Raw genomic sequence first — 26,251 nt, forward strand, 5'->3', positions numbered from 1 at the left:
CGGTAGTCGCTGGACAAGCACACAGCGTTACGTTATGTCTTCATCGCAGCCGCTTTGCACCAGGAGAGGACGGCATGAACCACGCCTTTGTCGCAGCGCTCGCCGCCGCGGGTCACACCGCGGAAAGCCTCGCCGATCGCATCGGTGTGCACCCGAAGACCGTCGCCCGGTGGGCGAACCCGGGGCACATTCCACAGAGCAGGCACCGGGCAACCGTCGCGGGGCTGTTGGCCAAGGAGATCGACACACTGTGGCCGGACGCCGGCCGGCGTCGTGAGCCGGTGTGGTTCCGGCCGTGGGTCGACCTGGAACGTGAGGCGGTGACGCTGCGGTCGTTCGAGTTGGCGTGGGTGCCCGGGCTGTTGCAGACCGAGGCGTACGCGCGGGCGACCCTGGCCGGCGGGATGCTGGCGGCGGAGGCGGTCGACGAGTTCACCGAGGCGCGCATCGCCCGGCAGGCGATCCTCGCCCCGGGAGAGGGCGGGCCTCTGCTGGTGGCCGTATTGGACGAGGGGGTGCTGCGACGGCGTGTGGGCGACGACCGCGCCCTGATGGCCGCGCAACTCGCGTGCCTGCTCGGGCACGCCGAGGCGGGCACCGTGCAGTTGCACATCGTCCCGGCGGACGCGCCCAGCTATCCCGGGCTCGACGGACCGTTCACCATCGCGGACATGCCGGACGGTTCCCGGGTCGCCCACGTCGACAGCGCGGCCCAGGCGCAGATCCTGGACCAGCCATCGGACCTTGTTAATCTGGAGCGACGGTGGGAGCGGATCCGCGGCGAAGCACTGCCGCGCGGGCGTTCCCTGGCACTCCTCAGGGAAGCGGCAGCAGCATGGACATGACCGGCGCGCGGTGGCGGAAGAGCACGAGGAGCGGCGGCAACGGCGGCAACTGTGTCGAGGTGGCCGACAACCTGCCGGGTGTGGTGCTCGTTCGGGACACGAAGGATCGCGACGGCGCGACGCTGGCGTTCCGCCCCGAGTCGTGGCGGCGCTTCGTCGCGCTGGCCCGTCACGCCGGCTGACCTCGCTAGCGCAGACCGGCGGGCTCGGCCGGTTGCGGTTGCGGGGTCGCCGGCCAGGTGAGGCGGCGTACGCCGGGGACGAGCGCGGTGCCCGCGCAGGAGGCGAGGACCAGCAGGCCGGCGACGGCCAGCGGGACGGGTGCGCCGAACGCGTCGGCGGCCACCGGCGCCAGCGCGTAGCCCAGCGGCATGGCGCCCAGCGACACCAGCCAGTCGTACGAGGTGACCCGGGCCAGCACGTCCGGCGGGAAGTGGTGCTGCACGACGGTCTCCCACACCGGGTTGAGGTAACCGAGGGCGGTCAGCGCCACCGCGTAGGCGGCGATCACCACGGGGGCGGGCGCGGCGACGGCGAGCAGGAACAGTGGCGCGGCGTAGCAGGCCAGGCCGAGGTTGGCCAGCAGCACCGGCCGGTGCAGCCGTACCCGCCCGGCCAGCAGCGACCCGGTGAGCATGCCGATCGCGCCGGCCTGCAACAGCAGCACCCAGGTCGCCTCGCCGCCGAGTCGGTCGATGGCGACGGCCGGGCCGAGGGTCATCAGCACGGCGGCAGCGCCGTTCCACACGCCGTGCCCGAGCAGGCTGGTCCAGAACCAGTCGCGGGCGCGTACCTCGCCGAAGCCGTGCCGCAGGTCGCCGAGGACGGAACGGCGGGGCACCGGCACGTGGCGGACCCGCACCAGCGCGAGCAGCGCGGCGCTGAGCGCGAACGACGCACCGTCGAGGATGAACGCCCATCCGGGCCCGGCGACCCAGATCAGCGCGCCGGCCAGCGCCGGCCCGGCGAGGCGACTGGTGTTGGCGGTGATCCCCATCAGGGCGTTGGCCCGTTGCCGTTCGGCCGGTTCGACGGTGCCGGCGACCAGCGGAGACGCTGTCGGAATGGCGAAGGCCGAGGCGACGCCGCCCAGCGCCGACGCCACCACGACGGTGCTCAGCGACGGGTCGCCGCCCAGCAGCTCAACGCCGACCGCGATCTGGGCCGCGCAGCGGACCAGGTCGGCCAGCAGGGCGACCCGGCGGGCGTCGAACCGGTCGGCCACGACACCACCGAAGGGCAGCAGGAGCAGCCGGGGGACAACGGCGGCGGCGAGGACGACGGCCAGCGCGCCGGTGGAGCCGGTGGCGCGCAGCACGGCCAGCGCCAGCGCGGCGGGCACCACCGCGTCGCCGATGGCGGAGATGCTGCGACCCAGGAACAGCAGCCGGAAGGAGTGGTTGCGCAGGGGGTGAGCCATGACCCGGAGCATAGTTCGACGCCGAATATTTCGGCAACGAATATTTTGTCGCTGAGGTAAGCTGGCGCGGTGACCACCACCCCGGACACCGTCGACCAGCACATCGAGCGCTGGCTGCCCGTGGTGCCCGACCTCGACGCGGACGTCGAGGGGGCGGTGACCAGGATGATCCGCCTGACCCGGCACCTGCGGGCGGTCAAGGAGCGGGTCCTGGTCGACCTCGACCTGCCGGCCCACGAGTACGACACCCTGCACGCCCTGGCCGGTCGTGGTGGACGGGCAGCGCCCTCGGATCTCGCCGCGGACCTCGCGATGGCCCCCGCCTCGATCACCGCGCGGGTGGACACTCTGTTGCGGCGGGGCTTCGTGCGCCGAATGCCGTCCACCGTGGACCGACGGCGGGTCGACGTGGAGCTCACCGAGGCAGGCCGGGCGGCGTGGCAGGGGGCGATGCAGGTCCAGGGCGCGGAGGAGCACCGCCTGCTCGGCGCGCTCACCGCGACCGAGCGCCGACACCTCTCCGACCTGCTGCGTCGGGTGCTCCTGGTCGCCGAGCAGCCGCCGAGCGCGCCGGAGACCGACTGAGCGGGCCGGAAAATCGCCTGGCGGCCCGCGTACCGCTGACGCGAGGGTGACCGGCATGACTGCGCATGCCCTGGCTGGCGCCCTGGCCGACGACGCACGGCGACGGATCTTCGCGGCGATCGTGCTGGGTGCGACCAGCGCGACCGCTGTCGCACAGCGGGTCGACCTGCCGGCGCGGGTGGTGCTCACCGGGGTTCGCCGGCTCACCGACGCGGGCCTGGTCGCCGGTGCCGACGGCGCGCTCGCTGTCGACGAGGCGTCGCTACGGGCGGTGGTACGCGACAACCGGTCACCCGATGACGCTGAACCCGCCGCCGACGACGCGCTCAAGCCGTGGTGCGCCGCGGGCGGGTCCGATCACGTGACACTGCGCCGCTACCTGATCGACGAACAGCTGCTCACCCGCGAGCACGGCATCCACCAGCGGCTCTGATCGTCCGCCGCGCGAACCGTCCCGTCTCGGAGGATCTTGCTAGCCTCGGCGCATGACCTCCTGCACGCCCGCCGACGGCCCACCGGACCTGTTGTTCCTGCTCTCCTGGGCGAGTCACGCGTTGCAGACCGAGCACGCCGCGGGGCTGGCCGAGCTGGGCATCTCGCCGCGGGCGCACTACGTGCTGGCGCAGGCCCGCACCGGCGACCTGACCCAGCGGGAGATCGGCGAGCGGTGCGGGGTGGACAAGACCACGATGGTCGTGACGCTCGACCAGTTGGAGCGGGCCGGGCTGGCCGAGCGCCGTCCGGTGCCAACGGACCGGCGGGCCCGGCTGGTCGTGGTGACCCCGGCGGGGGAGCAGGTCCTGCGGCAAGCGCAGCAGGTGGTCCGGCGCATCCAGGACGACCTGCTCGCGACCTTGCCGGAGCAGGAGCGGGAGGTGTTCGTCGGTGCGCTCCTGGCGTTGGTGGGCGGACCGTTGGCCAGCACCTCCCCGTACGCGCCGGGGGCCCGCTCCGGCTGTTAGTTCTGAGAAAGATAGTTCCGAACGAGACTATCTGTTACGGTCGCACTTGTTCGCTTCCCCTGAACGAGGAGCCGTCATGAGTGCTGCCACCGTCACGACCCCCGCCCCCTCACCACTGCGCCGCCGCGCCCTCGGCGTCGTCGCCGCCGTCGTGGCACCCCTTGCCATCTGGGCGATCGGCGCGCTGGCCGGAGTCGACTACACCATCGAGAGCCCGGGCCAGCCGGCCACAAACATCGGGGCCGGCGCCATCGTCATGATCGCCCTGGGCGCCGCCCTGCTCGGCTGGGCGGCGCTGGCTCTGCTGGAACGGTTCGCCGCCCGGGTCGCCCGTCCGGTCTGGATCTCGCTGGCCGTCGTGGTGACGGTGCTGTCCTTCGTGCCGCTGTTCGGCGTCGAGGCCACCAGCGGCGCCAAGCTCGCCCTGGGCGCCACGCACGTGGCCGTGGCGGTCGCGCTGATCGCGCTGCTGCCCCGTCCCCGCCGGTAACCACCCGCTGGCATTCCCCACGCCCACCTCGTGTCGCGCTCGCCACGGGGTGGGCGAAACCCGTGGAAGCCGGTGCGTCCCCGTTGCTAGCATCGCCGCCATGGCACGAGGTATCTGGTCGCAGAAGGTCCGCTCCGCCCGCTGACGGCGGCGCGATTCCCTCTGCTGAATTCGCGCTCGCCGTCCCGGGTCCCGCCGGGCGGCCGTCAGCTGCTGCCCGGCTCCATCGCGAGCTGCGGAGCACAGGTGAACCTCAACCCCGACATCATGAACCGGCCCGTCGAGGCCGGCGGCAGCGCGCACCTACGCGCCGCGAACGTCACAGTGACCCGTGGGTGCCGGCGCGTGCTGAACGACGTCTCGGTCACCGTCTCGGCCCGGTCACGGGTGGCGGTCGTGGGCGAGAACGGTCGCGGCAAGACGACACTGCTGCACGTCCTCGCCGGGCTGATCACGCCGGACGACGGCACCGTCCAGCGGGCCGGCACGATCGGCCTGGCCCGCCAGGAGCTGTCCGCCCGCGACGGCGAGACCGTCGGCACCCTGACGTCCGAGGCGCTGGCCGCGTCGCTCGCGGCCCTCGACGCGCTGGACGAGGCGACAGCAGCCCTGGCCGAGGGCGATCCGAGCGCCGGGGACCGCTACGCCGCCGCGCTCGACGCCGCCACCCGGCTCGACGCGTGGGACGCCGAACGCCGCGTCGACGTGGCACTGGAGGCCCTGCACGCCTGCACCGACCGCGATCGTCAGTTGTCGACGCTGTCGGTCGGGCAGCGCTACCGGGTACGGCTGGCGTGCCTGCTCGGCGCGCGGCACGACGTGCTGCTGCTCGACGAGCCGACCAACCACCTCGACGCCGACGGCCTGGACTTCCTGACCCGCCGGCTCCGCGAGCACGACGGCGGTCTCGCGATCGTCAGCCACGACCGCGCGCTGCTGCGCGACGTCGCGGACCGGTTCCTCGACCTCGACCCCACCCACGACGGCACGGCGCGCCTCTACGCCGGCGGCTACGACGCCTGGCAGGACGCGCGGCGTCGCGAGCGGGAGCACTGGGAGCAGGAGTACGAGGAGCAGCAGGCCGAGCATCGACGGCTCCAGGACGCGGTGTCGAGGGCCCGCGACCGGCTCTCCACCGGCTGGCGGCCGGACAAGGGGACCGGCAAGCACCAGCGCCAGTCCCGCGCGCCGGGCGTCGTGCAGGCCCTCAACCGGCAGCAGGACGCGCTGCGGGCACACCGGATCGACGTACCGACACCACCGCCGACGCTGCGGCTGCCGGACCGTGGCGTACGACCGGGCGCGCCGCAGGTACGCGCGCAGGGCGTCGCCGTCGGCGGGCGGCTCGCTGGTCCGGTCGATCTCACCATCGACGGCGGCGACCGGCTGCTCGTCACCGGACCCAACGGCGCCGGTAAGTCCACACTGCTCGCGGTCCTGGCCGGAGCGCTCGAACCCACCGACGGTCACACCTGGGCGGCGCGGGAGGCCCGCATCGCCCGGCTCACCCAGGAGACCGCCGGGCAGGCCCCGGAACTCACCGCCGACGAGGTGTACGCCCGCCAGGTCGGCCGGCTGGTGTCCGACGGGCTGCTGCCCGCCGCCGAGGCCGTGGCGCTCGGCTGGTTCGGGCTGCTGGACTCCGCCGCGACGCGTACACCGGTGGGGCGGATGTCGCAGGGGCAGCAGCGCCGCCTCGACCTGGCGTTGACGCTGGCCGGGCGGCCCACGCTGATCCTGCTCGACGAACCGACCAACCACCTGTCGTCCACTCTGGCCGAGGAGCTGACCGCCGCGATCCGCACCACCAGCGCCGCCGTCGTGATCGCCACCCACGACCGGCAGTTGCTGCGGGACCTGGCCGACTGGCCGCGCCTGCGGATCGGCGAGTCTTCGACACAAGATGCGCGAACCAGGGCGACCGGATAAGCCGTTGACCGGGCGGTGATGATCAACAGGTGACCATTGCCGCCCGGCCCACCTGGGCAACCACCGCCGTTCGGCCCGACCACCCCGACGCGGTGCTGCTGCTGCGCGAGTACATGACCGAGATGGTGATTCGCTACCACCGTCGCCCGGCCCTGCCCGGCGAGGTTGACGCGGCCCTGGCCGAAATGCCCAGCGACGACCTGACCGCGCCGAGCGGACTGCTCCTGCTCGCCCGCCACGGCGACCAGCTGGCCGGTTGCGCCGGGCTGCGCTGGCAGCGGGGCTGGGCAGAGCTGACCCGGGTGTTCGTCCGGCCCGACCATCGCGGTGCCGGTGGAGGTGCCGCGCTGCTGGCCGCCGTCGAGGAACGGGCCCGCGCGGCCGGGGCGGACCGGATTCGGCTCGACACCCGCCACGATCTGGTCGAGGCCCGCGCCCTGTACGCCCGGCACGGCTACGCGGAGATCCCGGCGTACTCGCAGGGGCCCTACGCCGATCACTGGTTTGAAAAACGGCTGTCCTGAGCAGTTGACGTTCGCATCCGGACGCGCTAAATAAGAAGAGGAAGTTGAGTCACCCCGACTCAACTCATCACCTTCGGCCAGGAGAACCGAGGAGGCATGACCATGTTGATGCGTACCGACCCGTTCCGCGAGATCGACCGGCTCGCCGAGCAGTTCTTCGGTACGGCGGCCCGCCCCGCGATGATGCACCTTGACGCCTACCGCGACGGCGACCACTTCTACGCGGCGTTCGACCTGCCCGGCGTCGACCCGGACAGCATCGACTGCACCGTCGAACGCAACGTGCTCACCGTCCGCGCCGAGCGTCGCCGACCCGCCGGTGACGGCGTCGAACTGGTCGCCGCCGAACGGCCGATGGGCACCTTCACCCGGCAACTGTTCCTCGGCGACACACTGGACACCGACAAGCTGGAGGCCGGCTACGAGAACGGGGTGCTGACACTGCGCATCCCGGTCGCCGAGCGCGCCAAGCCCCGCCGGGTGACCATCCAGGCCAACGGCAACGCCCGCCGGGAGATCAACGCCTGATCCGCCACGGTGACGGGTGGGACCGGCGCGCCTGCGCGCCGATCCCACCCGAGGCTGAGAGTCTTTTTCACATGGTGTTCTCCGACGCTCCGGTACTCGCCCGTCCGTCCGCACCACCGGCGCTGCCGAGCGGACCGATCGAGGTCACCGAGGCGTGGCTGCGTAACCGGCGGCTGTCCGAACACACCCGCGACGCCTACCGACGTGACGTCACCGGCTGGCTGCGTTGGTGCGCCGAGCGTGACCTCGACCCGCTGCGGGCCACGTTCCTGCACGTCAACGAATACGCCCGCGCCCTGGAGAACAGCGTCGGCGCCCGCAGCGGCCGCCCACTGACCCCGGCGACCGTCGCACGCCGGCTCTCGGCGCTGTCCAGTTGGTACGACTTCCTCGCCAAACTCGGTGCGGTACCGGCCAACCCGGTCGCCGGCGCCGACCGCCCCCGCGTCGACCGGGACCACTCCGCCACCGTCGGGCTCACCCCCGAGGAGGTGGACGCCCTCCTCAACGCCGCCGACGCCGACACCGGCGGGACCGCCGTCCGCAACCGGGCAGCGCTCGCGCTGCTGGCCGATCTGGGTCTGCGGGTCGGGGAGCTGATCTCACTGGACCTGACCGACCTCGGCACCGAACGCGGCCACCGCAGCGTGCGCTTCGTCGGCAAGGGCGGCAAACAACGCCGCCGCGCCCTCACCCCCAGCGCCGGGCACGCCCTGGACGCCTACCTGGCCCAGCGGGCCGCCGCCACCGGCGTGCCGGTGGCGCAGCTGACCGGTCCACTGCTGGTCACCGCCAGCGGTGCCCGGCTGGACCGGCACTCGGTGTTCCGGATGGTCCGTCGGCTCGCCCGCGCCGCCGGCATCCCGGCCTGGGCGAAGCTGTCGCCACACTCGCTGCGACACGCGTTCGCCACCACCGCCCGCTCCGAGGGCGTGCCGTTGGAGGACGTGCAGGACGCCATGGGGCACGCCGACCCGCGCACCACCCGCCGCTACGACCGGGACCGGCACAACCTCGACCGCGACCCGGCCTACGCGGTGTGGGCCGCCCGGTCGCGCCGCCGCGGCTGAGCAGCGCCCGCCGCGTCGGCCCTAGGACCGGCAGACCTAGGGTGAAACCGGCCGCTTTTCGGCAGCATCGCACGTTGCTGTACTTGTGACATGACCTTCGGATTTCAGTTCGACCACGTCGGCATCACTACCTCTGCAGCGCACCTCGACCAGACCATCGCGTGGTATCGCGACCACCTCGACTTCTTGGTGATCCAGCAATTCGAAGTCGGCGAATCGGTGTTCACCTTCATCGGCACCGACAACACCAAGATCGAGATCATCTCGGCTGGCGCCGCCGTGAACCCGGCCCCGGCCGCCGAAAGCCTACCGGCCAGCCACGACGTCGAGCGTCTGCACCACATCTGCCTCCGGGTTCCCGACCTGGACGCGGCCATCGCCGAACTCGACCGGCGCGGTGTGGCCCTGTTCGCCGGCCCCATGACGGTCGAGAAGAGCGGTCAGCGTTTCGCCTTCATCCGGGACAACATCGGCACCATCATCGAGATCACCGATGCGGTGCCGATGGCCGGCTGAGCGCATCGGCGACCACGTCTCGCAGCCGCTGCAGGGCCGCCTCGGCGTCGGTACCCGGATCGGCCCAGTAAAGGTAGAGCCAGACGTCGTCGGCCAGTTGCGCGGCCACCTGCCGCAGTGCCAGCAAACCGATCAGCGGATGACGGTACACCTTGACACCGGGCGCCGGGGTCGCGACGTCGTGCTCGTCCCATAGCTCGCGGAACTCGGGACTCCCCGCGTTCAGATTCTCGACCAGGCGGTGGAGACGGCGGTCCTCCGGGAACCGGGTGACGGCGGCCCGGAGGACACCGACGGTCTCGCGGGCGGAGTGCTCCCACGTCACCATCACCTCACGAGCACCCGCATCGGCGAACAGCCAGTACGCGTAGTAGCGGCGCTCAAGGGGGAACGTGTCGAAGTCCGTCGTCAGTTCTCGATGCAGTGCGTTCGCGCCGATCACCTCGCTACCACGCCCCACCACAATCGCCGGAACAGCGACGGCGCGCAGAAGCCCGGTGATATTCGGATGATTGCCCGGAACACGGTCTGCCTCGTGTTTCGAACGGCCCCGAACCAGCAGATACAGCTGTGCCCGTTGCGCCGGCGAAAGGCGCAACGCCGTGGCCAGAGAATCGAGAACTGAATCGGACGGCGAGACGTTACGGCCCTGTTCCAGGCGCATGTAGTAGTCGACGCTCACGCCGGCCAGGGCCGCCACCTCTTCGCGCCGCAGCCCGGGCACCCGGCGTCCCGAGCCGTCGATCAAACCGGCTTGCGCCGGGCTTACCTGCGCCCGTCGTGAGCGAAGGAAGTCACGCAGAGCGGTGTTTCGTTCCACCAGACGATCGTGTCAGACACGCATGAGTCAGGAGACGTTGGTGCGGCTGAGCAGGCTGTGCGGCGTCAGCCCTGCGGGCGGGGGCAGATGCAGAACGGCTGACCGATCGGGTCGAGGAGCACGACCCACTTGTCGCCGCCGGGCTGGAAATCCGGCTTGGACGCGCCCGCCGCCACGAACTTCTCCTCCGCCGCCGCCAGGTCGTCGACGTAGAGATCCAGGTGGTAGCGCTTGTCGCCGGTCGGATCCGGCCAGGAGGGCGGTCGGTAACCCTCGACCAGACCGAAGCCGATGGAGACGCCACCGGAGCTAATCATCGCGTACTCCGGTTGGCTGTGGGTGACCTCCCAGCCCAGCGCCTGGTGGTAGAACGCGGCATGGCCGGCAGGATCGGAACTGTCGAGGTTGACCATCGCGAGGTCGGCAGAAACTGTCACGCCGGCAGTATGCCGACGGGGTCCGACAAACTCCGGGCCTGCGACACCCGCCGCCCATCAGAGGGCCTCGAGCGGCCAGAACGTCACCCGGGCGGTGCTGTCACGGCAGATCAGCCCGGCGCCCACCCGTCGACAGTCGGTCAGACCCTCCGGAAGCACCACCGACACCCGATGACCGTCGCGTCCCACGGTCGCCACCAGCGCACGCCTGCCGTCCGCCGCCAACCCCAGCACCACCAGCGGCTCCGCCGGCACCCGGGGGCCCGCCACCGTGCGCCAGCGCGCGCCGTCCGGCCACGACCACACCCGCGCCCCGGTGCCCGCGTCGATCGCCCAGCGGCCCTGCTCGTCCTGCCCGCAGATCAGGCCCTGGCAGGGCCGCAGGGTCAACTCACCCGACGACACCGGCACCCGCCAGCGCGACGCCAGCCCCGGTAGGTCGTACCCGGTCAGCGCCACCGCGCCGGCGACCGGGTGGCGCAGCACCAGGTGCGCGCCGACGACCTGGGGGTTGTCCGGGCCGTAGTCGGCCGGCGGAAGCTGGCCCCGCCCGCGCTCGACACCGTCGCGGGCGTCGAGAAACCGGACCAACCCGTTGTCCTGCACCAGCAGCACCCGCCCGGGCAGCGCCCGCAGCACCGCCGTGGAGGGCAGCGGAACCGACCACCGGGTCGCACCGGTGGTCGGGTCGACGCCGTGCACCGTGCCCTCGACCCGCCGCCCCGGATCGGAGGCGCTGCGTACCTCGCTCACCGCGACCGCCGCGTCCCCGGCCGCGTACACCCGCCTCGGGTCGCCGCCACACAGGCTGTCCGGTACGCATCGACCGCGCGGTGGTCACCCGCGCCCCGCGCGTCTGATCCCGTTCCACCAGCAGCAGCAGGTCACCGACGACCTCGGCGGACCACCCGGCGGCGGGTGGCACGGTGACCCGCCACCGCGGCGGGCCGCCCGGCGCGGCCGAGTCGTAGGCGCTCAGCGTCGGCGGGCTCTGGTCGGGGCCGACGACCAGCAGCAGCGGTCCCGCGCCCAGCACTGTCGTCCCGGCGGGCACCACCGGCCCGACCTGCGGCGACAGGCGCCCGACCGGGGCGGCACCGCCCAGCAGGGCACAGATCGCCACCAGCGCCGCCACCCGCCACCGGCGCGACACCTGCGGCGGCGGCCGGCGCTCGTCCAGCGGCGCGCCCCGGTCGTCGCCCAGCTCGATCAGCACCGACATGCGGGCCCACCCGTCCGCTCGCGCCGGCCGATCAGCAGAGCAGGTCCAGGTGGTGGTGGGCGTCCTCGGCGATCTCCTCGTGGCGCAGCCAGCGGCGCGCCCACAACCGGGCTGCCAGCTCCGCCTGCTCGTCCCCCCACGCGGCGTGCTCGACGAGCAACGCGGTGGTCAGCGCGTACGCCAGGCGCAACGCCAGACCACGGGCGCCCGCGAGCACCGCCGACGCACCCGGGTCGACGGTCACCGCGCTGATGGTTTCCGTCAGCTGCGCGGCGGCGGTGGCCAGCGTGTCGGCCAGCACCGGCGACAACGGCCGCGCCAGGTCGACGGCGGCGGCGAGCCGGCTCAGCAGCGGCACCCCGGCGTCCTCCCGGGTCAGCGCGCGCAGCACGTCCAGGGCCAGCACGTTGGTGGTGCCCTCCCAGATCGGCAGCACCTGGGCGTCGCGCAGCAGCCGGGGCACGCCGGTGTCCTCCACGTAGCCGGCCCCGCCGAAGCTCTCCACGTACTCGCTGGCGGAGCTGACGGCGAGCCGGCCGGTGGCCAGCTTCGCCAACGGGGCCACGATGCGCAGCTCCGCCGCGGCCTCCGGGTCTGCGCCGACCTCCACCCGCCCCAGCAGGGCGAAGGCGTGCCCGGCCAGGGCGAACGCGCCCGCGGCGTCGACCGCGAGGGTGCCCAGCGTGGCCCGGTGCAGCGGCGAGGACACCAGCGGGCCGCCGGCGACGTGCCGCACCTCGGCGTACGCGCGGGCGTAGTCGAGGCCACGTCGCATCCCGCCGGCCGCCGCCGCCGCGTTGTGCACCCGGGTCACCACGACCAGGGTCATCGCCCGGACCAGACCGGGCACCGCCGGGTCACCCAGCGGGAGGGCGTACGCGTCGCGCAGACCGATCTCGGCGGTGGGCAGCGCCCGGGTGCCGAGCTTGTCCTTGAGCCGGTGCACCGTGACGCCCGGTGCGGGTGCGCCCGGTGCCGCGCCGTCGGCCAACGGGGAGTCGACCGCGTACCGGGGAACGAGGAACGGGGCGAGCACCCGGCTGCCCCGCCCGGCGCCCTCCGGTCGGGCCAGCGCCACCGCCATCGCCGCGTCGGCAGCGGAGCAGAACCACTTTTCCCCGGTCAGCCGCCACGAACCGTCCGCCGCCGGTCGACCGAGCGTGCTGGAGCGGCCCAGGTCGGAGCCGCCCTGCGACTCGGTCATCCACTGCCCGCTGGTGATCGCCGTCGCCGGGTCCGTCGAGATCAACCGGGGCAGCCACGCGGCACGGACCGTGGCGTCGACGTCGGGCATGCTGAGCAGCGCCGCCGCCCCGTCGGCCATCGCCACCGGGCACGAGAACGTCGCCGACTCCGGCCCGTACAGGTGCAGCAGGGCGTGTTGCACGACCCGCGCGGCGGCACCCCAGGTGCCCCGGGCGTCCGGCAGGTACGGCAGCGCGACCACGGCGTGGCGGGCGGCGGCGGCGCGCTGCTCCTGCCAGCCGGCGGAGGTGTCGATGCGGTCGACGCGGGCGCCCCACGGGTCGTAGCGGACCAGCGTCGGCGGGTGCGCCTCGGCGTCGGCGTGCGCCGCGCGCAGCGGCCCGGTGACGTCGGCGGCCAGGTCCGCGAGGCGGCCCTTCGCGGCGGCGTGCCCGCCCGGGCCGAGGTGACGCTCCAGCCAGGAGCGCAGCAGGCCATCGCCGGCGTACGGGTCGACGGGGGGTGGTACCGGCTGCACGAAGCGGCTCATCGATCGGCTCCTGGCACTGCTCGGGGGTGTGCGCCGACGGTAGACGATGCGGGGCCGCCGCGAACAGGGCGAGCCCCGGACCCGATTTTTCGACTTGTCGTACCCCGGTGCGACCGTGTTCTCTACGGTCGGTAGTCGTGGGTGCCGGCCAACAGTGGAGTCGACCGGCCCGGCGTCACCGCCCGATGCGCACCGGGTTGGCGTTCGCCGGGTTCGGCGTGGCGTTGTGCTGTGTGGGGGTGGCCGGGCTGGGCGCCTGGAACCTGCAGACCGTCCGGCAGGCCGCCGGCCCGATCCGGGAGACCGCCGACGGCTTCCTCAACGAGGTGACCCTGGGCGACAGCGACCGGGCGTACGAGCGGCTCTGCGCGGACGCCCGCAGCCGGTGGAGCGCGATCGGTTTCACCAGTTGGGTGCGGACTCCACCGATGGTCACCGACTACGAGATCACCGACGTGTCGGTCGCCACCCGCAGCGGGCGACCGCAGGGCACGGTGACCGTGAAGGTGACCCGCGACGGTGGGCTCAGCGAGGAACGTCGCCTGCCGGTGGTCCGCGAGGACGGCGGCTGGCGGGTGTGCGGTGACCCGTTCTGAGCCCCCGGTCGCCACCCCGGTACGCCCGCAACTGCTGCGACCACGGGAGGGGGTGCAGCCGACCACCTCCACGGAACTCTTCTTCGACCTCGTCTTCATCTTCACCATCACCCAGCTGTCGCACTACCTGCTCGCGCACCTGGACTGGCGGGGCGCCGCCCGTACCGGCCTGTTGCTGGCGCTGGTGTGGTTCGTCTGGGTCTACACCACCTGGCTGACCAACTGGTTGCAACCGGACCAGGGGCCGGTGCGGACGATGCTGATCGGAATGGCGCTGGGCAGCCTGCTGTTGTCGGCGGCGATCCCGGACGCGTTCGGCTGGACCGGTCCACTCTTCGCGCTGGTCTACGTGATCATGCAGGTGGGCCGCACACTGTTCGCGTTGTGGGCGGTGCAGGGCAGTCCGTGGCTGGTGGCCGGATTTCAGCAGTCGCTGCCGTGGATCACCGGGACGTCGGTGCTCGTGGTCCTCGGCGGCCTGGTCGGCGGGGCCGCCCGGGACGCGGTGTGGGCGGCGGTGATCGTGATCGAGGTGGTCGGCCTCTCGCTCGGTTATCCGCTGCCGAAGCGGGGACGCAGCCGACCCGAGCGGTGGATGGTGGAGGGTGGGCACCTGGCCGAACGGTGTGCGGCGTTCGTCCTGATCGCGCTGGGGGAGTCGATCCTGGTCACCGGCAGCACCCTCACGTCACACGTCAACCTGGTGACGTCCGGGGCGTTCCTGTTGGCGTTCGGCGGTTCGGTGGCGCTGTGGTGGGTGTACTTCGCCCGCTCGGCGCCGGCCGCCACGGAGGTCATCGCCCACGCCGGAGAGCGCACCGGCGCGTTGAGCCGGGTCGCCTTCAACTTTCTGCACCCGGTGATCGTCGCCGGTGTCGTCGTGGCGTCGGCGGCCGACGAGCGGTTGCTGCGGGAACCCGGCGCCCCGGCTGCCACGGTCGACGTGCTGCTCACCCTCGGCGGACCGGCCCTGTTCCTGGCCGGGCACGCCGCCTACAAGGCGCTGCTGTGGCGGGCCCTGCCGATCAGCCGGGTCACGGCGGTGGTGGTGCTGTTGGCGTTGATGCCGGTGGGTGTGGCGCTGGGTGCGCCGGTCGCGGGGTGCGCCGCGGCGGCGTTGGTGGTGACGGTGGCGGTGATCCTGACCGACCGGCGCCGTTCCCTGACGCTCGCGCGGTGACCGCGTTCTGAGCCGGCCGGTGGTTCAGTCTCGGGGACCGAGGTCCCCGCTGCGGTAGTGGCGGCGGCAGAGCACCTGGTAGCGCACCTCGGCGGTGTCGACGGTGTCGCCGATGACGACCTGGGCGCCCTCGCGGACGACCTGCCCGTCGACGACCCGGGCGTTGAGCAGCCCTTCGCGGCCGCACCAGCAGAGCACCTCGACCTGGATGCGGGCCACCTCGTCGGCCAGCTCGAACAGACGTTGCGCGGCGGGGAACAGGCACGACCGGAAGTCGGTGGCCAGGCCGAACGCGAAGACGTCGACGTCGTAGCTGTCCACCAGCTCGGCCATCTGCTCGACGTGCTCGACGGTGTAGAAGCACGCCTCGTCGCAGATCAGGTAGTCGACGCGTACCCCGTCGGCCCACCGGCCGCGCACCAGGGCCCGCAGGTCCAAGTCGTCGGTGACCTCGATGGCCTCGTGGGCCAGGCCGATACGGGTGGTGACCTGCGGTCCCAGCGAACGGTCGATGCGGGTGGTGACCAGCCCGCGCCGGCCCTGCCGGGCGTGGTTGTAGTTCATCTGCAACGCCATCGTGGACTTGCCGCAGTCCATCGGCCCCCAGAAGAACTTCAACGCCGCCGCGTGCACCGGACGCCCGTCGAGCCCACGCGCGGCCGCACACCCGGCCGGGGCGTGCGGCTGCCCGGGGAACGGGTGGGCCAGGCAGGTCGGGACGGTGGCGGCGTCGTCAGTCACGGTCGGGCAGCCTAGCCGATCGACCGCCCCTGATCTGCCTGGTCCGGGACGCGTGCTCAGAGCACCCGGGGCGGGGTGTTGCCCACGGCCACGATGGCACGGCGGATCGGCACGGCGGCCAGGAGCAGGAAACCGACCACGAAGAAGATCAGCAGTGAGACCAGGCCCACCCGGTACGAGGCGGTGAGCTGGAACACCAGCCCGAAGGCGAGCGGGCCGAGCCAACTGGTGCCCTTGTCGCTGATCTCGTAGAAGCCGTAGTACTCGCCTTCCTTACCGGCCGGGATGAGCTGGCTGAACAGCGACCGGCTCAGCGCCTGGCTGCCGCCGAGCACCAGGCCGATGGCCGCGCCGAGGATCATGAACGGCACCGGCGCCTCGGCCGGCAGCCGGAACGCGCCGATGATCACACCGATCCAGAGGATCAGGCTGAGCAGCACCGTCTTCCAGGCGCCGATGCGCCGGGCCAACGCGCCGAGGCTCAACGCGCCGCCGAAGGCGAGGAACTGCACCAGCAGGATGGTGATGATCAGGGTGCTCTGCTCCAGGCGCAGCTCCTCGGTGCCGTACTGGCTGGCCAGGGTGATGACAGTCTGGATGCCTGTAGACCAGAAACGCCAGTAGGAAGAACAGCGTCAACGGGTACGCCTTGATCTCCCGCAGGGTGCGGCCCAGCTGCCGGAACCCGTCGGTGAGCACGTTGCCCTGCCGGGTCAGCGCCGCCGCCGCGCCGGGGCGTTCCCGCAGCCAGCGCAGCGGCACGAGGGTGAACACCGCCCACCACACCCCGGCGGAGACGATCGACCAGCGGGCCAGGTCCAGGGTGCGCTGCGGGTTGTCGTCCTCGCTGAACAGGGTGACCGCCACCAGGTTGAACGCCAGCAGCAGACCGCCGCCCAGGTAACCCAGCGCCCAACCGCGGCTGGAGATGCCGTCGCGTTCGTCCGGGCCGCCGAGCTGCGGCAGGAACGAGTTGTAGACCACCAGGGCCGCGCCGAAGGAGATGTTCGCGACCAGGAAGAGCGCCCCACCAAGCAGGTAACGGTCGCCGGTCACGAAGATCATCGCGACGGTGGCGCCGGCGCCGGTGAACGCGGCGCCGCCGAGCAGCCGCTTCTTGTGCGCCGACCGGTCGGCGATCGCCCCGATCACCGGCAGCACGAACACGGTGAGAAAGACCGACAGCGAGATCAGGTACGGGTAGTAGGACCCGGCCGCCACCCGGATGCCCAGCGGGTACACGTACCCGTCGCAGGTGTCCGCGCCCAACTCGCAGCCGGCGGCCAGCTCGGCGACGGTGGTGATGAACGGGCCCAGGAACACCGTGATGACGGTGGTCTGGAACGCGGAGTTGGCCCAGTCGTAGATGTACCAGCCGCGCCGCTCCCGGCGAGTGCTCGCCGGGGGCGGAGTGTCGTCCACCGTGGGGGTCACGGTCTCGGCCATCGGTGGTCCTTCGACGCTCAGGCGGCCCAGTGGCCGCGGCTGCGGTAGACGTCGCGCAGCACGCCGACGTGATCGGTCATGATGCCATCCACGCCACGATCCAGTAACTCGTGCATCTGGGCTGGTTCGTCGATCGTCCAGACGTGCACCTGCAGGCCGATGCGGTGGCAGTAGTCGAGGAACCGGCGGTCCACCACCGGCACCCGCCCGTAGCGCGGCGGCACCTGCGCGGCGACCACCGACGGCGGCAGCCGCAACGGCCGCCCGTGCAGGGAGGCCAGCCGCAGCCGGGCGACGCCGCGCATGCCCAGGCTGGTGGCGACCCGCCCCTGGGTGAGCGCCCGCAGCCGGGTCAACCGGGCGTCGCTGAACGAGGCGAGCAGCACCCGGTCCCCGGCGCCGGCCCGGGACACCGTCGCCACCGTCGGCTCGACGCCGCCGTCGGCCTTCACGTCGATGTTGAAGCGGACCTGCGGCCAGGCGGCCAACACCTCGTCGAGCCGGGGTACGACGGCGGCGCCGCCGACGCGTACCGAGGCGAGATCCGCCCAGCTCATCTCGGCGATGCGCCCCGGCTCACCGGTGACCCGCCGCAGCGTCGGGTCGTGGAAGATCACCGCCACGCCGTCGGCGGTGGCGTGCACGTCGGTCTCCACGTACCGGTAACCCAGCCCGATGGCCCGGGCGAACGCCTCGGTGGTGTTCTCGTCGCCCTCGGCGGCGCCGCCACGGTGGGCGAACGCCAGCGGCGCGGGTGCGTCGAGGTAGCCGAATCGGGTCAACACGCGACGCAGTATGCCCGCCGCCGGTGGCGCGTGGGTGGCCTGCCGGCGAAGATCACGCCCGTGATCCCGGTGCGCTGACGGGCTCGTCGCGCACCTGGCGTTGGTCGACCGGGTTCCGCGGTTCCGGGCCGGGTCGGGGGCCGTGACCGCAGTGTCGGCAGGCACCGCGCCGACGCAGGTGGTAGGCGATCTTGTAGTTCCTGCTGCCGAAACACGTTGAATGCCCCTTATGCGGGGACAGTAAGTGCAAGATCGCGGCAGCAGGCCGAGCAAGATCGCGGTAGGAGGCCGACCGGGTCAGCGGCGGCGGTGGGCGCGACTGGGGTCGACGGGGCGGCCCGGGTCCACGTGGCGGGGAAGGTCCGGCTCGTCGGGGCGCAGCGGGGCGAGGGTGTCGGTGAGCGCGTCGATGATCCGGTCGGTGGCCCGGCGGGCCGCGCCGGGGTTGGTTGCCGTTGTCTCGCCCAGGTCGACGGGGGTGCCGAAGTGCACCCTGATCACCGGTCGACGGCGCAGGGCGCGGGCGATGCCCCGCAGCATCCCCCGGGGCGCCTGGTAGGGCAGCACCTCGTGCGAGCCCCATTGGGCGACCGGGATGACGGGGGCGCCGCAGGCCAGGGCGAGTCGGGCGGCGCCGGTCTTGCCGCGTTCGGGCCACAGGCCCGGGTCCAGGCCGATGCGCCCTTCGGGGTAGATGAGGATCACCGAGCCGCGGGCCACGGCCGTGGCGGCGTCGTCGAGGGCCCGGTGCACGGCGCTGGTGCCCCGGTCGACCCGGATATGCCCGGCGTGGCGCATGGCGGCGCCGAAGAGCGGGACGCGGAACAGTCCGGCGGTCGCCATGATCCGCGGGGCGATGCCGCGGGTCTGGCAGGCGGCGGCCATGACCAACGGGTCGAACGGGCTGATGTGGTTGGCGGCCAGCACCAGCGGGCCGCGACGCAGGTGCGCCGGGACGTCGCCGGTGACCTCGAGGCGGGCGAGCAGGCCGACCAGGCCCCGGGCCAGCAGCAGGGCGGCGCGCCAGGTCAGCGGCGGCTGCCAGGTGGAGGTGTTCATCAGCGCGACATCGTCGCACGTGGTGGCCGGGCCGCGAGGGCGGGTCGGCGGGTTGCCCGGGTGATCAGGGTCATTGGTCCCGGGCCGTTTCGGGCCGCCTGGCCCTGCTCTTTTCTCTACGACGAGCAGTAGTATTTACTACGTCTCGTAGTACGGATGGCTGGGGGTTTTCAGGTGGACGCGTTGGACGTTGCCCGCTGGCAGTTCGGTGTCACCACCGTCTACCACTTTCTCTTCGTGCCACTGACCATCGGCCTGTCCGTGCTGGTGGCCATCCTGCAGACGATGTGGCACCGCACCGGCAACGAGCGCTACCTCAAGCTCACCAAGTTCTACGGCAAGCTGTTCCTGATCAACTTTGCCATGGGCGTGGTCACCGGCATCGTGCAGGAGTTCCAGTTCGGCATGAACTGGAGCGACTACTCCCGCTTCGTCGGCGACATCTTCGGCGCACCGCTGGCCATCGAGGCGCTCGTCGCGTTCTTCCTCGAATCCACCTTCATCGGCCTGTGGATCTTCGGGTGGGACCGGCTGCCCAAGCGGGCCCACCTGGCCAGCATCTGGGCCGCCGCGATCGGCACCAACCTGTCGGCGTACTTCATCCTCGCGGCGAACTCGTTCATGCAGAACCCGGTCGGCTACCGGATCAACCCCGACAGCGGGCGCGCCGAGCTGACCGACTTCGTGGCCGTGCTGACCAACAAGGTCGCCCTGATCACCTTCCCGCACACCCTGGCCGGCTCGTTCCTGGTCGCCGGGTCGCTGGTCGTCGCGGTCGGCCTTTACCACGTGATCCGCAACCGCGACTCGGCCGACACCGGCGCGTACCGCTTCGCCACCAAGTTCGGCTCCTGGGTGGTCCTGGTCGCCTCCGCCGCCGTGCTGTTCACCGGCGACATCCAGGGCAAGATCATGACGGATGTGCAGCCGATGAAGATGGCCGCCGCCGAGGGCCTCTACACCACCGAGAGCCCCGCCTCGTTCTCCGTGCTCACCATCGGCAGCCTCGACGGCAGCCGTGAGGTGTTCGCCCTCAAGATCCCGTACCTGCTGTCGTACCTGGGCACCGGCGACCCCAACGGCACCGTGCACGGCATCAACGACCTGCAGGCCCAGTACGCCACGCAGTACGGCGCGGGCAGCTACACCCCGATCATCCCGGTCACCTACTGGAGCTTCCGCTTCATGATCGCCTTCGGGATGGCGGCCGGCGCGATCGCCCTGCTGGTCCTCTGGAGCCAGCGCAAGGGCCGCACCCCGAGCAGCAAGTGGCTGCTGCGCGCCGGGCTGGCCATGCCGGTGCTGCCGTTGCTGGCCAACTCCTTCGGCTGGATCTTCACCGAGATGGGCCGCCAGCCGTGGATCGTCTTCGGCGAGATGCTCACCCGCAACGGCGTCTCCCGCAGCGTCTCGCTGACCGAGGTGCTCACCTCGTTCACCGCGTTCACGCTGATCTACGCCACCCTCGCGGTGATCGAGGTCAAGCTGCTGCTGCGCTACGCCAAGGCGGGTGTGCCCGACGTCAGCGAAGAGCACCCCATCGACGACACCCACGACGACGCCGAGCGCCCGCTCGCCTTCGCCTACTGATCACCGGAGCCCGCCGTGGACCTCACCACCATCTGGTTTCTCCTCATCGCCGTCCTCTTCACCGGGTACTTCATCCTGGAGGGCTTCGACTTCGGCGTCGGCATGCTGCTGCCCGTGCTCGGCCGCGACGACCGGGAACGCCGCGTCCTGATCAACACCATCGGCCCGGTCTGGGACGGCAACGAGGTCTGGCTGATCACCGCCGGTGGCGCCATGTTCGCCGCGTTCCCCGAGTGGTACGCCACCCTCTTCTCCGGCTTCTACCTGCCGCTGCTGCTGATCCTGCTGGCCCTGATCGCCCGGGGCGTCGCCTTCGAGTACCGGCACAAGCGCCCCGAGGCGTCCTGGAAGCGCCGCTGGGACACCGCGATCGTCGTCGGGTCACTGTTGCCGGCGATCCTGTGGGGCGTCGCCTTCGCCAACATCCTGCGCGGTGTGCCACTGGACGCCGACCACGAGTACGTCGGCGGCCTGCTGGACCTGCTCAACCCGTACGCCCTGCTGGGCGGCGCGACCACCCTCGCGTTGTTCCTCACCCACGGCGCGGTGTTCCTCGCCCTGAAGACCACCGGCGACATCCGCGAGCGCGCGGGTGCCCTGGCGGTGCGCCTGGGCGTCGGCGCCGCCGTGCTCGCGGTCGGCTTCCTCACCTGGACGTTGACCATCCGCTCCAGCGCGGCCGCCGTCGTGCTCGCCGTCGGCGCGGCCCTCGCCCTGCTCGGTGGCCTGGCCGCCGCCAAGGTACGCCGTGAGGGTTGGGCGTTCACCGGCACCGCCGTGGCGATCGGCCTGGCTGTGGCGACCCTGTTCGCGGCGTTGTTCCCGAACGTGCTGCCCTCCACCCTGGACGCGGCCGGCACGCTGACGGCCACCAACGCCGCGTCCACCCCGTACACCCTGAAGATCATGACCTGGGTGGCGGTGATCTTCACCCCGGTGGTGCTGGCCTACCAGGGCTGGACGTACTGGGTGTTCCGCAAGCGCATCGGCGTGGCCAACATCCCGCAGCACTGACCGGTCCGGCGGGCCCGCGCACGGGCCCGCGCCGATCTTGCACTTTCGGTGGACAATATGCGGGACATAGCCCCTTCGCCGGGACAGGAAGTGCAAGATCGCGGGCCAGGGTGATCATGGCGGTGGTAAATCAGCGGTGGCTGCGGAGCCGTCCGGTTAGGTTGTCCCGATGCCCGCGACTGTGCACGTACGTGAACTCACCACCGATGACCTCGACGCCGCCTGGGAGTTGGGTCGGTTCGCGTTCGGCTCCGACCCGCAGCGCCCCGCCAGCACGAGCGTCGACGTGCCCGGCCTGACCCGCTACGGCGCGTTCGACGACGCCGGTCGGCTCGTCGGTAAGGCCGTCGACCTGCACCACGACCAGTGGTGGTCGGGCCGGGCGGTGCCGGCGGCCGACGTGGCCGGGGTGGCGGTCGCGCCCGAGGCCCGGGGCCGGGGTGTGGCCCGAGCGCTGCTCACCACTCTGCTGCGCGGCGCCCGCGAGCGGGGAGCTGCGGTCAGCGCCCTGTACCCGACCGTGGCCGCCCCGTACCGGGCCTGCGGGTGGGAGGCAGCCGGGGTGCTGCGCACGCTCAACCTGGCCACCGCCGCGCTGCCCCGGCACCGGCCCGCCGCGCACCTGAGCGTGCGGGCCGGCACACCCGCCGACCTGGCCGCCGTCGCCGACCTCTACGAGCAGGTCGCCCGGCACCGCAACGGCATGCTCACGCGCCGGGGGACGCTGTACGACTTCTTCGCCGCCGACGGGGGCCTGCCCGGCGACGGGCTGACCCTCGTCGAGGCCGACGGCGAGCTGGTCGGTTACGCCACCTGGCAGCGGGGCCGGGGCTACGGAGCCGACTCGGTGCTCACCGTCGACGAGGCGCTGGCCACCACCGCCGAGGCGGCCCGGGAACTCGTCGGGGTCCTCGGCAGTTGGGCCAGCGTCGCGCCGACGGTGCGGCTGTGCCCGCTCGACGGGGACGCGGTCAGCGTTCAGCTGCCGCTGGAGTCGGCCCGCGAGCACGAGCGGGATCTGTGGATGCACCGACCGGTGGAGGTGGCCCGCGCGGTGGGCGCGCGGGGGTGGCCCGTTCACGCCCGGGGCGTTGTCGACTTCCACCTCATCGACCCGCTCGCCGAGTGGAACACCGGCACCTGGCGATTGGCTGTCGCCGACGGCGCCGCCGAGCTGACCCGCGTCGACGCCGAGGCGGACCTGCGCTTGGACGTGCGCGGTTTCGCGCTGTTGTACGCCGGGGCGGCGCACGCCCGGTCGGTGGCGCAGGCCGGGCTGCTGCACAGCGCCGCTGACGCCGACCCGGCCGCCCTGGACCTGCTGGGGGTGGGCGGCCCGGCGCAGCTGCTCGACTACTTCTGACCGACCGGGCCCGGCAGGCGGGTCGCTGGCCGGCGTCACGCTGACGCGTGGGTCGCTGGCCGGCGTTTCACGCTGACGCGCCGGCCCCCGCGCGGGGGCCGGTCACCGGAACGGGCACGCCCCCCTGGTCGCTGCGCTACCCACTGGTCGACGGTGGTGGACTCGTTCCCGGTCAGGTCGGGATCGCTGCCAGTTCGGCGTTCGCGCGCTGGGTGACCACTGTGAGCACCTGGGCGGCGGCGCTGGCGTCGGCGGGTGCGATGTCCGCGTACAGGCGGGCGCTGATGCCCGCGACGGCGTCGGCGATGCGGGCCTGCACGGCGCGACCGGCGTCGGTGAGCCGTAGCCGGGTCGCGTTGTCCGGGTCGCTCTGGGCGAGGTCCGCGTCGACGAGGGTGGTGAGCACCCGCCGCACCTCCCGCTCGTCGACCTTGAGGGTGCTGGTGATCCGTTGGGTGAGCTGGGCCTGCTCGACCGGGCCGTTGGCGAGGACGTTGAGAACGAGCAGCTGGTTGAACTCGACGCCGAGGGGAGCGACGGTCCGTTCGAGCAGGGCGCGGGTGGCGTAGTGGGCCTGGCCGATGACCTGGCCGTTGAGGGTGGGGACGGTGGACATGACGCCTCCTTCAATACGTTGGCCACGCCAACGTTGGTGCAGCCAACGTAACACTCGATCGTGGGTCGCGCCAACGATTCCTGGTAGGCTGCGCCCCATGGATCACGCGGCCCCGCAGTCACCCGCCGGGCTCAGCACCACCCCGAGCTGGCTGCTCAACCAGACCGCCAGCCACGCCGCCCGGCTGCTCAGCGAGGGCTTCGCCGCGCACGACCTGCGCGGCTACCACTACCGGCTGCTCGCCACCCTGACCGAGGAGGGGCCTGCGAGCCAGGCCGACCTCGGCCGGCGCTGCGGCATCGACCGCAGCGACGTGGTGGCCACCATCAACGACCTGGCCGGCCGAGGGCTCGTGGTGCGCGCCCCCGACCCGGCCGATCGCCGCCGCAACGTCATCAGCGTCACCGACGCCGGCGCCGACGAGGCGCGCCGGATGGGCGTGACAGTCGAGCGCGTGCAGGCCGACCTGCTCGCCCCACTGTCCACCGACGAGCGCGAACAGCTGACCCGACTGCTCACCCGGCTGCTGCGGCACCACAGCCGGCACTGACCCGCCTCAGCGGGCCTCGCGCAGCTCCGCCAGCCGGGCCTCGATCTCGGCCAACTCGGCGCGCAGCTTCTCGGCCTGCTGCTCCGCCTCGGCCCGCTCGGTGCCGAGGATCTGCTCCACCGCCTCCTGCACCCCCGGCACGTCGACCAGGGCCACCATCTTCAACGCCTCGGCCGGCTTCACCACGTACGGCTTCGCGAGGGCCTTGCTGCCCTGCTGCGCCGCGACGGTCCACTCACCGTCGGCGTACGCCAGGGTCACGGTGAGACCCGCGGGGCCCTTCGGCTTGACGGCCTTGACCGCCCGCCGCGCCGGCGGCTTCTCCGTCTGCTCCACCTTCGGCTCCTCCTGTCGCTGCGCGGGCACCCGCGGCGTGTCCAACACGAACTCCGGCGCGGCCACCGCGGGCGGCGTCTCCGGCTCGGGCTCCGGCTTCGGCTCCGCCACCCGACGGCCGGCCCCCTTGGGCGCCACGGCCAGGTCGGCGGGGGAGAACGGCAACTCGTCGCGGCCGAAGCGCACCACCACGAACTCGTCGGACACCTCCGGGTCGGTCAGCTCGATCACCTGGCCGACCTGACCGGCGATCTGCCCCGCCGCCGCGGTGAACACCACCCGTGGCTTACGCCCGGCCGCCAACGCCTCCCGGATGCTCTGCACCTCGCTAGTGGACAAACCCTGGCCGGCATCCATCACAACCCTCTTCCGTACACCTGTTTGATTGCTGTCTTGATATCAGCCGGCTGCGACACCCGCCGCACGGGGCTCACGCCCGCTCAGCCGCCCAGCGCCCGCAGCGCCCGGTCCGCGTGGTCGTTCATGCTCACCTCACTGTGGATCACCTCGATGACCCGCCGGTCGGTGCCGATCACGAACGTCATCCGCTTCGTGCTCAACGCCCCCAACGGCAGCCGCCGCTTCACCCCGAACTGCTGCGCCACCGTCCCGTCCGCATCCGAGAGCAGCGGATAGTCGAACCCGTGCAGCGTCGAGAACTCGGCCTGCTTCGCCACCGGGTCCCGGCTGATGCCCACCCGCGACGCGCCCACCGCCGTGAACTCCGCCGCGAGGTCGCGGAAGTGGCAGCTCTCCGCCGTGCACCCGCGGGTCATCGCGCCCGGGTAGAAGAACAGCACCACCGGCCCGGTCGCCAGGAACTCCGACAGTCGCCGCGGCGTGCCCGTCTCATCCGGCAGCTCGAAATCCTGCACCACGTCGCCGACACCCACACCCGCCACCGCGCACCTCCATCGTCGGATCGACCGCTGCCCGATCGACCGCGCGGTGAGCGTAAGCGATCACCCCCAGAGCGCCGCCATCTCGTCGGCCTGGGCCCGCCCGGCCGGCGCCGCCGACGTCGGCGCGGGGACCGGCGCCCGCTGCGTGTGACTCTCCTCTCGACGACCGACCCGGGCTGGTCACGGTAGCGTCGGCCCATCCCACCGACATCCCTGGAGGCACCGTGGCACCCGTCACCGTCATCACCGGCGGCGGCCGGGGCATCGGCGCGGCCACCGCCCGCCGTCTCGCCCACGCCGGTCACCACATCGCCCTGTGCTACCGCCGCGACCACAACGCCGCCGACGCCGTCCTGGCCGACCTGCGGGCCGCCGGCGCACAGGCCATCGCGGTACGGGCCGACACCACCGACCCCGAGCAGGTACGCGCCCTGTTCGACGCGGCCGCCGAGCTGGGCCCGCTCACCGGCCTGGTCAACAACGCCGGCGTCACCAGCCTCATCGGGCCCTTCACCGAGCTGCGCGTCGAGGACCTGCGCCGGGTCGTCGACGTCAACCTCGTCGGCTACGTCCTCTGCGCCCAGCAGGCCGCCCGGCGGCTCACCGACGGTGGGGCGATCGTCAACGTCTCCTCGGCGGCGGCGACCCTCGGCAGCCCGGGGGAGTACGTGCACTACGCCGCCGTGAAGGCCGCCACCGACACCCTCACCGTCGGCCTGGCCAAGGAACTCGCGCCCAGGGGCATCCGGGTCAACGCCGTCGCCCCCGGCATCGTGCGCACCGACATCCACGCCGACTCCGGGGTGCCCGACCGCGCCGACTCGGCGGTCGGCCGTATCCCACTGGGCCGCGCCGGCGAACCCGACGAGATCGCCGCCGCCATCGCCTGGCTGCTCGGCCCGGACGCCTCGTACGCCACCGGGACCGTGCTGCGCGTCTCCGGCGGCCTCTGACCGCGCTGCGGGGTGCCGTCGCACGGCACCCCGCACG

29 protein-coding genes and 1 pseudogene are annotated in these 26,251 nt (G+C 72.4%); 18 read left to right on the top strand and 12 right to left on the bottom strand.

The genetic code is table 11. From position 1 onward, the window contains the following. The first annotated feature begins 74 nt into the window (after positions 1-74). Entirely contained in the window at positions 75-845 is a 771-nt protein-coding gene (locus IF22_RS0101195; RefSeq protein ID WP_030327649.1) for a DUF5753 domain-containing protein, read from the top strand. Beyond that, positions 836-1,027 (top strand): DUF397 domain-containing protein, encoded by a 192-nt coding sequence (locus IF22_RS0101200; protein ID WP_030327650.1) that lies wholly within the window; start codon positions 836-838, stop codon positions 1,025-1,027. The genes IF22_RS0101195 and IF22_RS0101200 overlap by 10 nt, the downstream gene beginning before the upstream one ends. 5 nt (positions 1,028-1,032) lie before the next feature. Here IF22_RS0101200 and IF22_RS0101205 read toward each other — a convergent pair whose 3' ends face one another. Continuing rightward, complete coding sequence (locus IF22_RS0101205) at positions 1,033-2,265, bottom strand: MFS transporter (protein WP_030327651.1); 1,233 nt, start codon at positions 2,263-2,265, stop codon at positions 1,033-1,035. Between the two features lie 69 nt (positions 2,266-2,334). Between IF22_RS0101205 and IF22_RS0101210 the strand changes: the two genes are divergently transcribed. From IF22_RS0101210 to IF22_RS33540, 9 genes are all read left to right on the top strand, one after another. Beyond that, on the top strand, positions 2,335-2,850 hold the full coding sequence (locus IF22_RS0101210) for a MarR family winged helix-turn-helix transcriptional regulator (RefSeq protein ID WP_030327652.1): 516 nt from the start codon (positions 2,335-2,337) through the stop codon (positions 2,848-2,850). A 55-nt stretch (positions 2,851-2,905) separates the two neighbouring features. After that, on the top strand, positions 2,906-3,283 hold the full coding sequence (locus IF22_RS0101215; protein ID WP_030327653.1) for a DUF2087 domain-containing protein: 378 nt from the start codon (positions 2,906-2,908) through the stop codon (positions 3,281-3,283). 52 nt (positions 3,284-3,335) lie between these two features. After that, positions 3,336-3,812 (top strand): MarR family winged helix-turn-helix transcriptional regulator, encoded by a 477-nt coding sequence (locus IF22_RS0101220; protein ID WP_030327654.1) that lies wholly within the window; start codon positions 3,336-3,338, stop codon positions 3,810-3,812. 76 nt (positions 3,813-3,888) lie between these two features. Beyond that, positions 3,889-4,302, top strand: coding sequence for a DUF6069 family protein (locus IF22_RS0101225; RefSeq protein WP_030327655.1), 414 nt, complete (start codon positions 3,889-3,891; stop codon positions 4,300-4,302). 246 nt (positions 4,303-4,548) lie between these two features. Beyond that, on the top strand, positions 4,549-6,231 hold the full coding sequence (locus IF22_RS0101230; RefSeq protein WP_081883639.1) for an ABC-F family ATP-binding cassette domain-containing protein: 1,683 nt from the start codon (positions 4,549-4,551) through the stop codon (positions 6,229-6,231). Between the two features lie 29 nt (positions 6,232-6,260). Then, a complete protein-coding gene (locus IF22_RS0101235) occupies positions 6,261-6,755 on the top strand; it encodes a GNAT family N-acetyltransferase (RefSeq protein WP_245233477.1) in 495 nt (164 codons plus the stop codon). A gap of 102 nt (positions 6,756-6,857) precedes the next feature. Next, positions 6,858-7,283: an Hsp20/alpha crystallin family protein gene (locus IF22_RS0101240; RefSeq protein ID WP_030327658.1), complete on the top strand. Its 426-nt coding sequence runs from the start codon at positions 6,858-6,860 to the stop codon at positions 7,281-7,283. Between the two features lie 71 nt (positions 7,284-7,354). Continuing rightward, positions 7,355-8,353, top strand: coding sequence for a tyrosine-type recombinase/integrase (locus IF22_RS0101245; protein ID WP_030327659.1), 999 nt, complete (start codon positions 7,355-7,357; stop codon positions 8,351-8,353). A 90-nt stretch (positions 8,354-8,443) separates the two neighbouring features. Further along, on the top strand, positions 8,444-8,869 hold the full coding sequence (locus IF22_RS33540; RefSeq protein ID WP_051708086.1) for a VOC family protein: 426 nt from the start codon (positions 8,444-8,446) through the stop codon (positions 8,867-8,869). Here the strand turns inward: IF22_RS33540 and IF22_RS0101255 are convergent. The 4 genes from IF22_RS0101255 to IF22_RS0101270 all read right to left on the bottom strand — a co-directional run bounded on the left by IF22_RS0101255 (position 8,841) and on the right by IF22_RS0101270 (position 13,083). Continuing rightward, entirely contained in the window at positions 8,841-9,689 is an 849-nt protein-coding gene (locus tag IF22_RS0101255) for a helix-turn-helix domain-containing protein (protein WP_030327660.1), read from the bottom strand. The two genes, IF22_RS33540 and IF22_RS0101255, sit on opposite strands and share 29 nt — an antisense overlap. 65 nt (positions 9,690-9,754) lie before the next feature. Next, the gene (locus IF22_RS0101260) at positions 9,755-10,126 is read right to left on the bottom strand and encodes a VOC family protein (protein WP_036410475.1); all 372 of its coding nucleotides are present in this window, start codon (positions 10,124-10,126) and stop codon (positions 9,755-9,757) included. A 57-nt stretch (positions 10,127-10,183) separates the two neighbouring features. Beyond that, positions 10,184-10,879, bottom strand: coding sequence for an outer membrane protein assembly factor BamB family protein (locus IF22_RS0101265; RefSeq protein ID WP_167337259.1), 696 nt, complete (start codon positions 10,877-10,879; stop codon positions 10,184-10,186). A 500-nt stretch (positions 10,880-11,379) separates the two neighbouring features. Then, a complete protein-coding gene (locus IF22_RS0101270; protein ID WP_030327663.1) occupies positions 11,380-13,083 on the bottom strand; it encodes an acyl-CoA dehydrogenase family protein in 1,704 nt (567 codons plus the stop codon). A gap of 137 nt (positions 13,084-13,220) precedes the next feature. On the opposite strand from IF22_RS0101270, the gene IF22_RS0101275 reads away from it, so the two are divergent. Continuing rightward, positions 13,221-13,679 carry an Rv0361 family membrane protein gene (locus tag IF22_RS0101275; protein WP_030327664.1) on the top strand — a complete coding sequence of 153 codons (459 nt, stop codon included), beginning with the start codon at positions 13,221-13,223 and terminating at the stop codon, positions 13,677-13,679. Then, a complete protein-coding gene (locus IF22_RS0101280; RefSeq protein ID WP_167337260.1) occupies positions 13,666-14,859 on the top strand; it encodes a low temperature requirement protein A in 1,194 nt (397 codons plus the stop codon). The genes IF22_RS0101275 and IF22_RS0101280 overlap by 14 nt, the downstream gene beginning before the upstream one ends. Before the next feature lie 24 nt (positions 14,860-14,883). Here the strand turns inward: IF22_RS0101280 and IF22_RS0101285 are convergent, their stop codons facing one another. From IF22_RS0101285 to IF22_RS0101300, 4 genes and pseudogenes are all read right to left on the bottom strand, one after another. Then, positions 14,884-15,600 (bottom strand): thymidine kinase, encoded by a 717-nt coding sequence (locus IF22_RS0101285; RefSeq protein WP_036410478.1) that lies wholly within the window; start codon positions 15,598-15,600, stop codon positions 14,884-14,886. Positions 15,601-15,656: 56 nt separating this feature from the next. Beyond that, positions 15,657-17,046, bottom strand: a pseudogene (locus tag IF22_RS32760) (MFS transporter). 17 nt (positions 17,047-17,063) lie between these two features. After that, positions 17,064-17,831 carry a glycerophosphodiester phosphodiesterase family protein gene (locus tag IF22_RS0101295; protein WP_030327667.1) on the bottom strand — a complete coding sequence of 256 codons (768 nt, stop codon included), beginning with the start codon at positions 17,829-17,831 and terminating at the stop codon, positions 17,064-17,066. Positions 17,832-18,128: 297 nt separating this feature from the next. Then, entirely contained in the window at positions 18,129-18,890 is a 762-nt protein-coding gene (locus IF22_RS0101300) for a lysophospholipid acyltransferase family protein (RefSeq protein WP_030327668.1), read from the bottom strand. 174 nt (positions 18,891-19,064) lie between these two features. Between IF22_RS0101300 and IF22_RS0101305 the strand changes: the two genes are divergently transcribed. The 3 genes from IF22_RS0101305 to IF22_RS0101315 all read left to right on the top strand — a co-directional run bounded on the left by IF22_RS0101305 (position 19,065) and on the right by IF22_RS0101315 (position 22,857). Beyond that, positions 19,065-20,480, top strand: coding sequence for a cytochrome ubiquinol oxidase subunit I (locus IF22_RS0101305; RefSeq protein ID WP_030327669.1), 1,416 nt, complete (start codon positions 19,065-19,067; stop codon positions 20,478-20,480). Between the two features lie 15 nt (positions 20,481-20,495). Beyond that, positions 20,496-21,494, top strand: a complete 999-nt coding sequence (gene cydB / locus IF22_RS0101310; protein WP_030327670.1) for a cytochrome d ubiquinol oxidase subunit II — start codon at positions 20,496-20,498, stop codon at positions 21,492-21,494. 169 nt (positions 21,495-21,663) lie between these two features. Beyond that, the gene (locus IF22_RS0101315; protein WP_030327671.1) at positions 21,664-22,857 is read left to right on the top strand and encodes a GNAT family N-acetyltransferase; all 1,194 of its coding nucleotides are present in this window, start codon (positions 21,664-21,666) and stop codon (positions 22,855-22,857) included. 172 nt (positions 22,858-23,029) lie between these two features. Here IF22_RS0101315 and IF22_RS0101320 read toward each other — a convergent pair whose 3' ends face one another. Continuing rightward, entirely contained in the window at positions 23,030-23,473 is a 444-nt protein-coding gene (locus tag IF22_RS0101320) for a helix-turn-helix domain-containing protein (protein ID WP_030327672.1), read from the bottom strand. 97 nt (positions 23,474-23,570) lie between these two features. Between IF22_RS0101320 and IF22_RS0101325 the strand changes: the two genes are divergently transcribed. Further along, a complete protein-coding gene (locus IF22_RS0101325; RefSeq protein WP_030327673.1) occupies positions 23,571-24,023 on the top strand; it encodes a MarR family winged helix-turn-helix transcriptional regulator in 453 nt (150 codons plus the stop codon). Between the two features lie 6 nt (positions 24,024-24,029). On the opposite strand, the gene IF22_RS0101330 is transcribed toward IF22_RS0101325, so the two are convergent. Next, entirely contained in the window at positions 24,030-24,716 is a 687-nt protein-coding gene (locus tag IF22_RS0101330; RefSeq protein WP_030327674.1) for a hypothetical protein, read from the bottom strand. Positions 24,717-24,799: 83 nt separating this feature from the next. Continuing rightward, positions 24,800-25,261 (bottom strand): peroxiredoxin, encoded by a 462-nt coding sequence (locus IF22_RS0101335; protein WP_030327675.1) that lies wholly within the window; start codon positions 25,259-25,261, stop codon positions 24,800-24,802. A 224-nt stretch (positions 25,262-25,485) separates the two neighbouring features. Between IF22_RS0101335 and IF22_RS0101340 the strand changes: the two genes are divergently transcribed. Further along, positions 25,486-26,214 carry an SDR family NAD(P)-dependent oxidoreductase gene (locus IF22_RS0101340; RefSeq protein WP_030327676.1) on the top strand — a complete coding sequence of 243 codons (729 nt, stop codon included), beginning with the start codon at positions 25,486-25,488 and terminating at the stop codon, positions 26,212-26,214. Positions 26,215-26,251 lie beyond the last annotated feature (37 nt).

The sequence above is a fragment of the Micromonospora parva genome, from assembly GCF_000718515.1.
In the GTDB taxonomy this organism is placed as follows: domain Bacteria; phylum Actinomycetota; class Actinomycetes; order Mycobacteriales; family Micromonosporaceae; genus Micromonospora; species Micromonospora parva.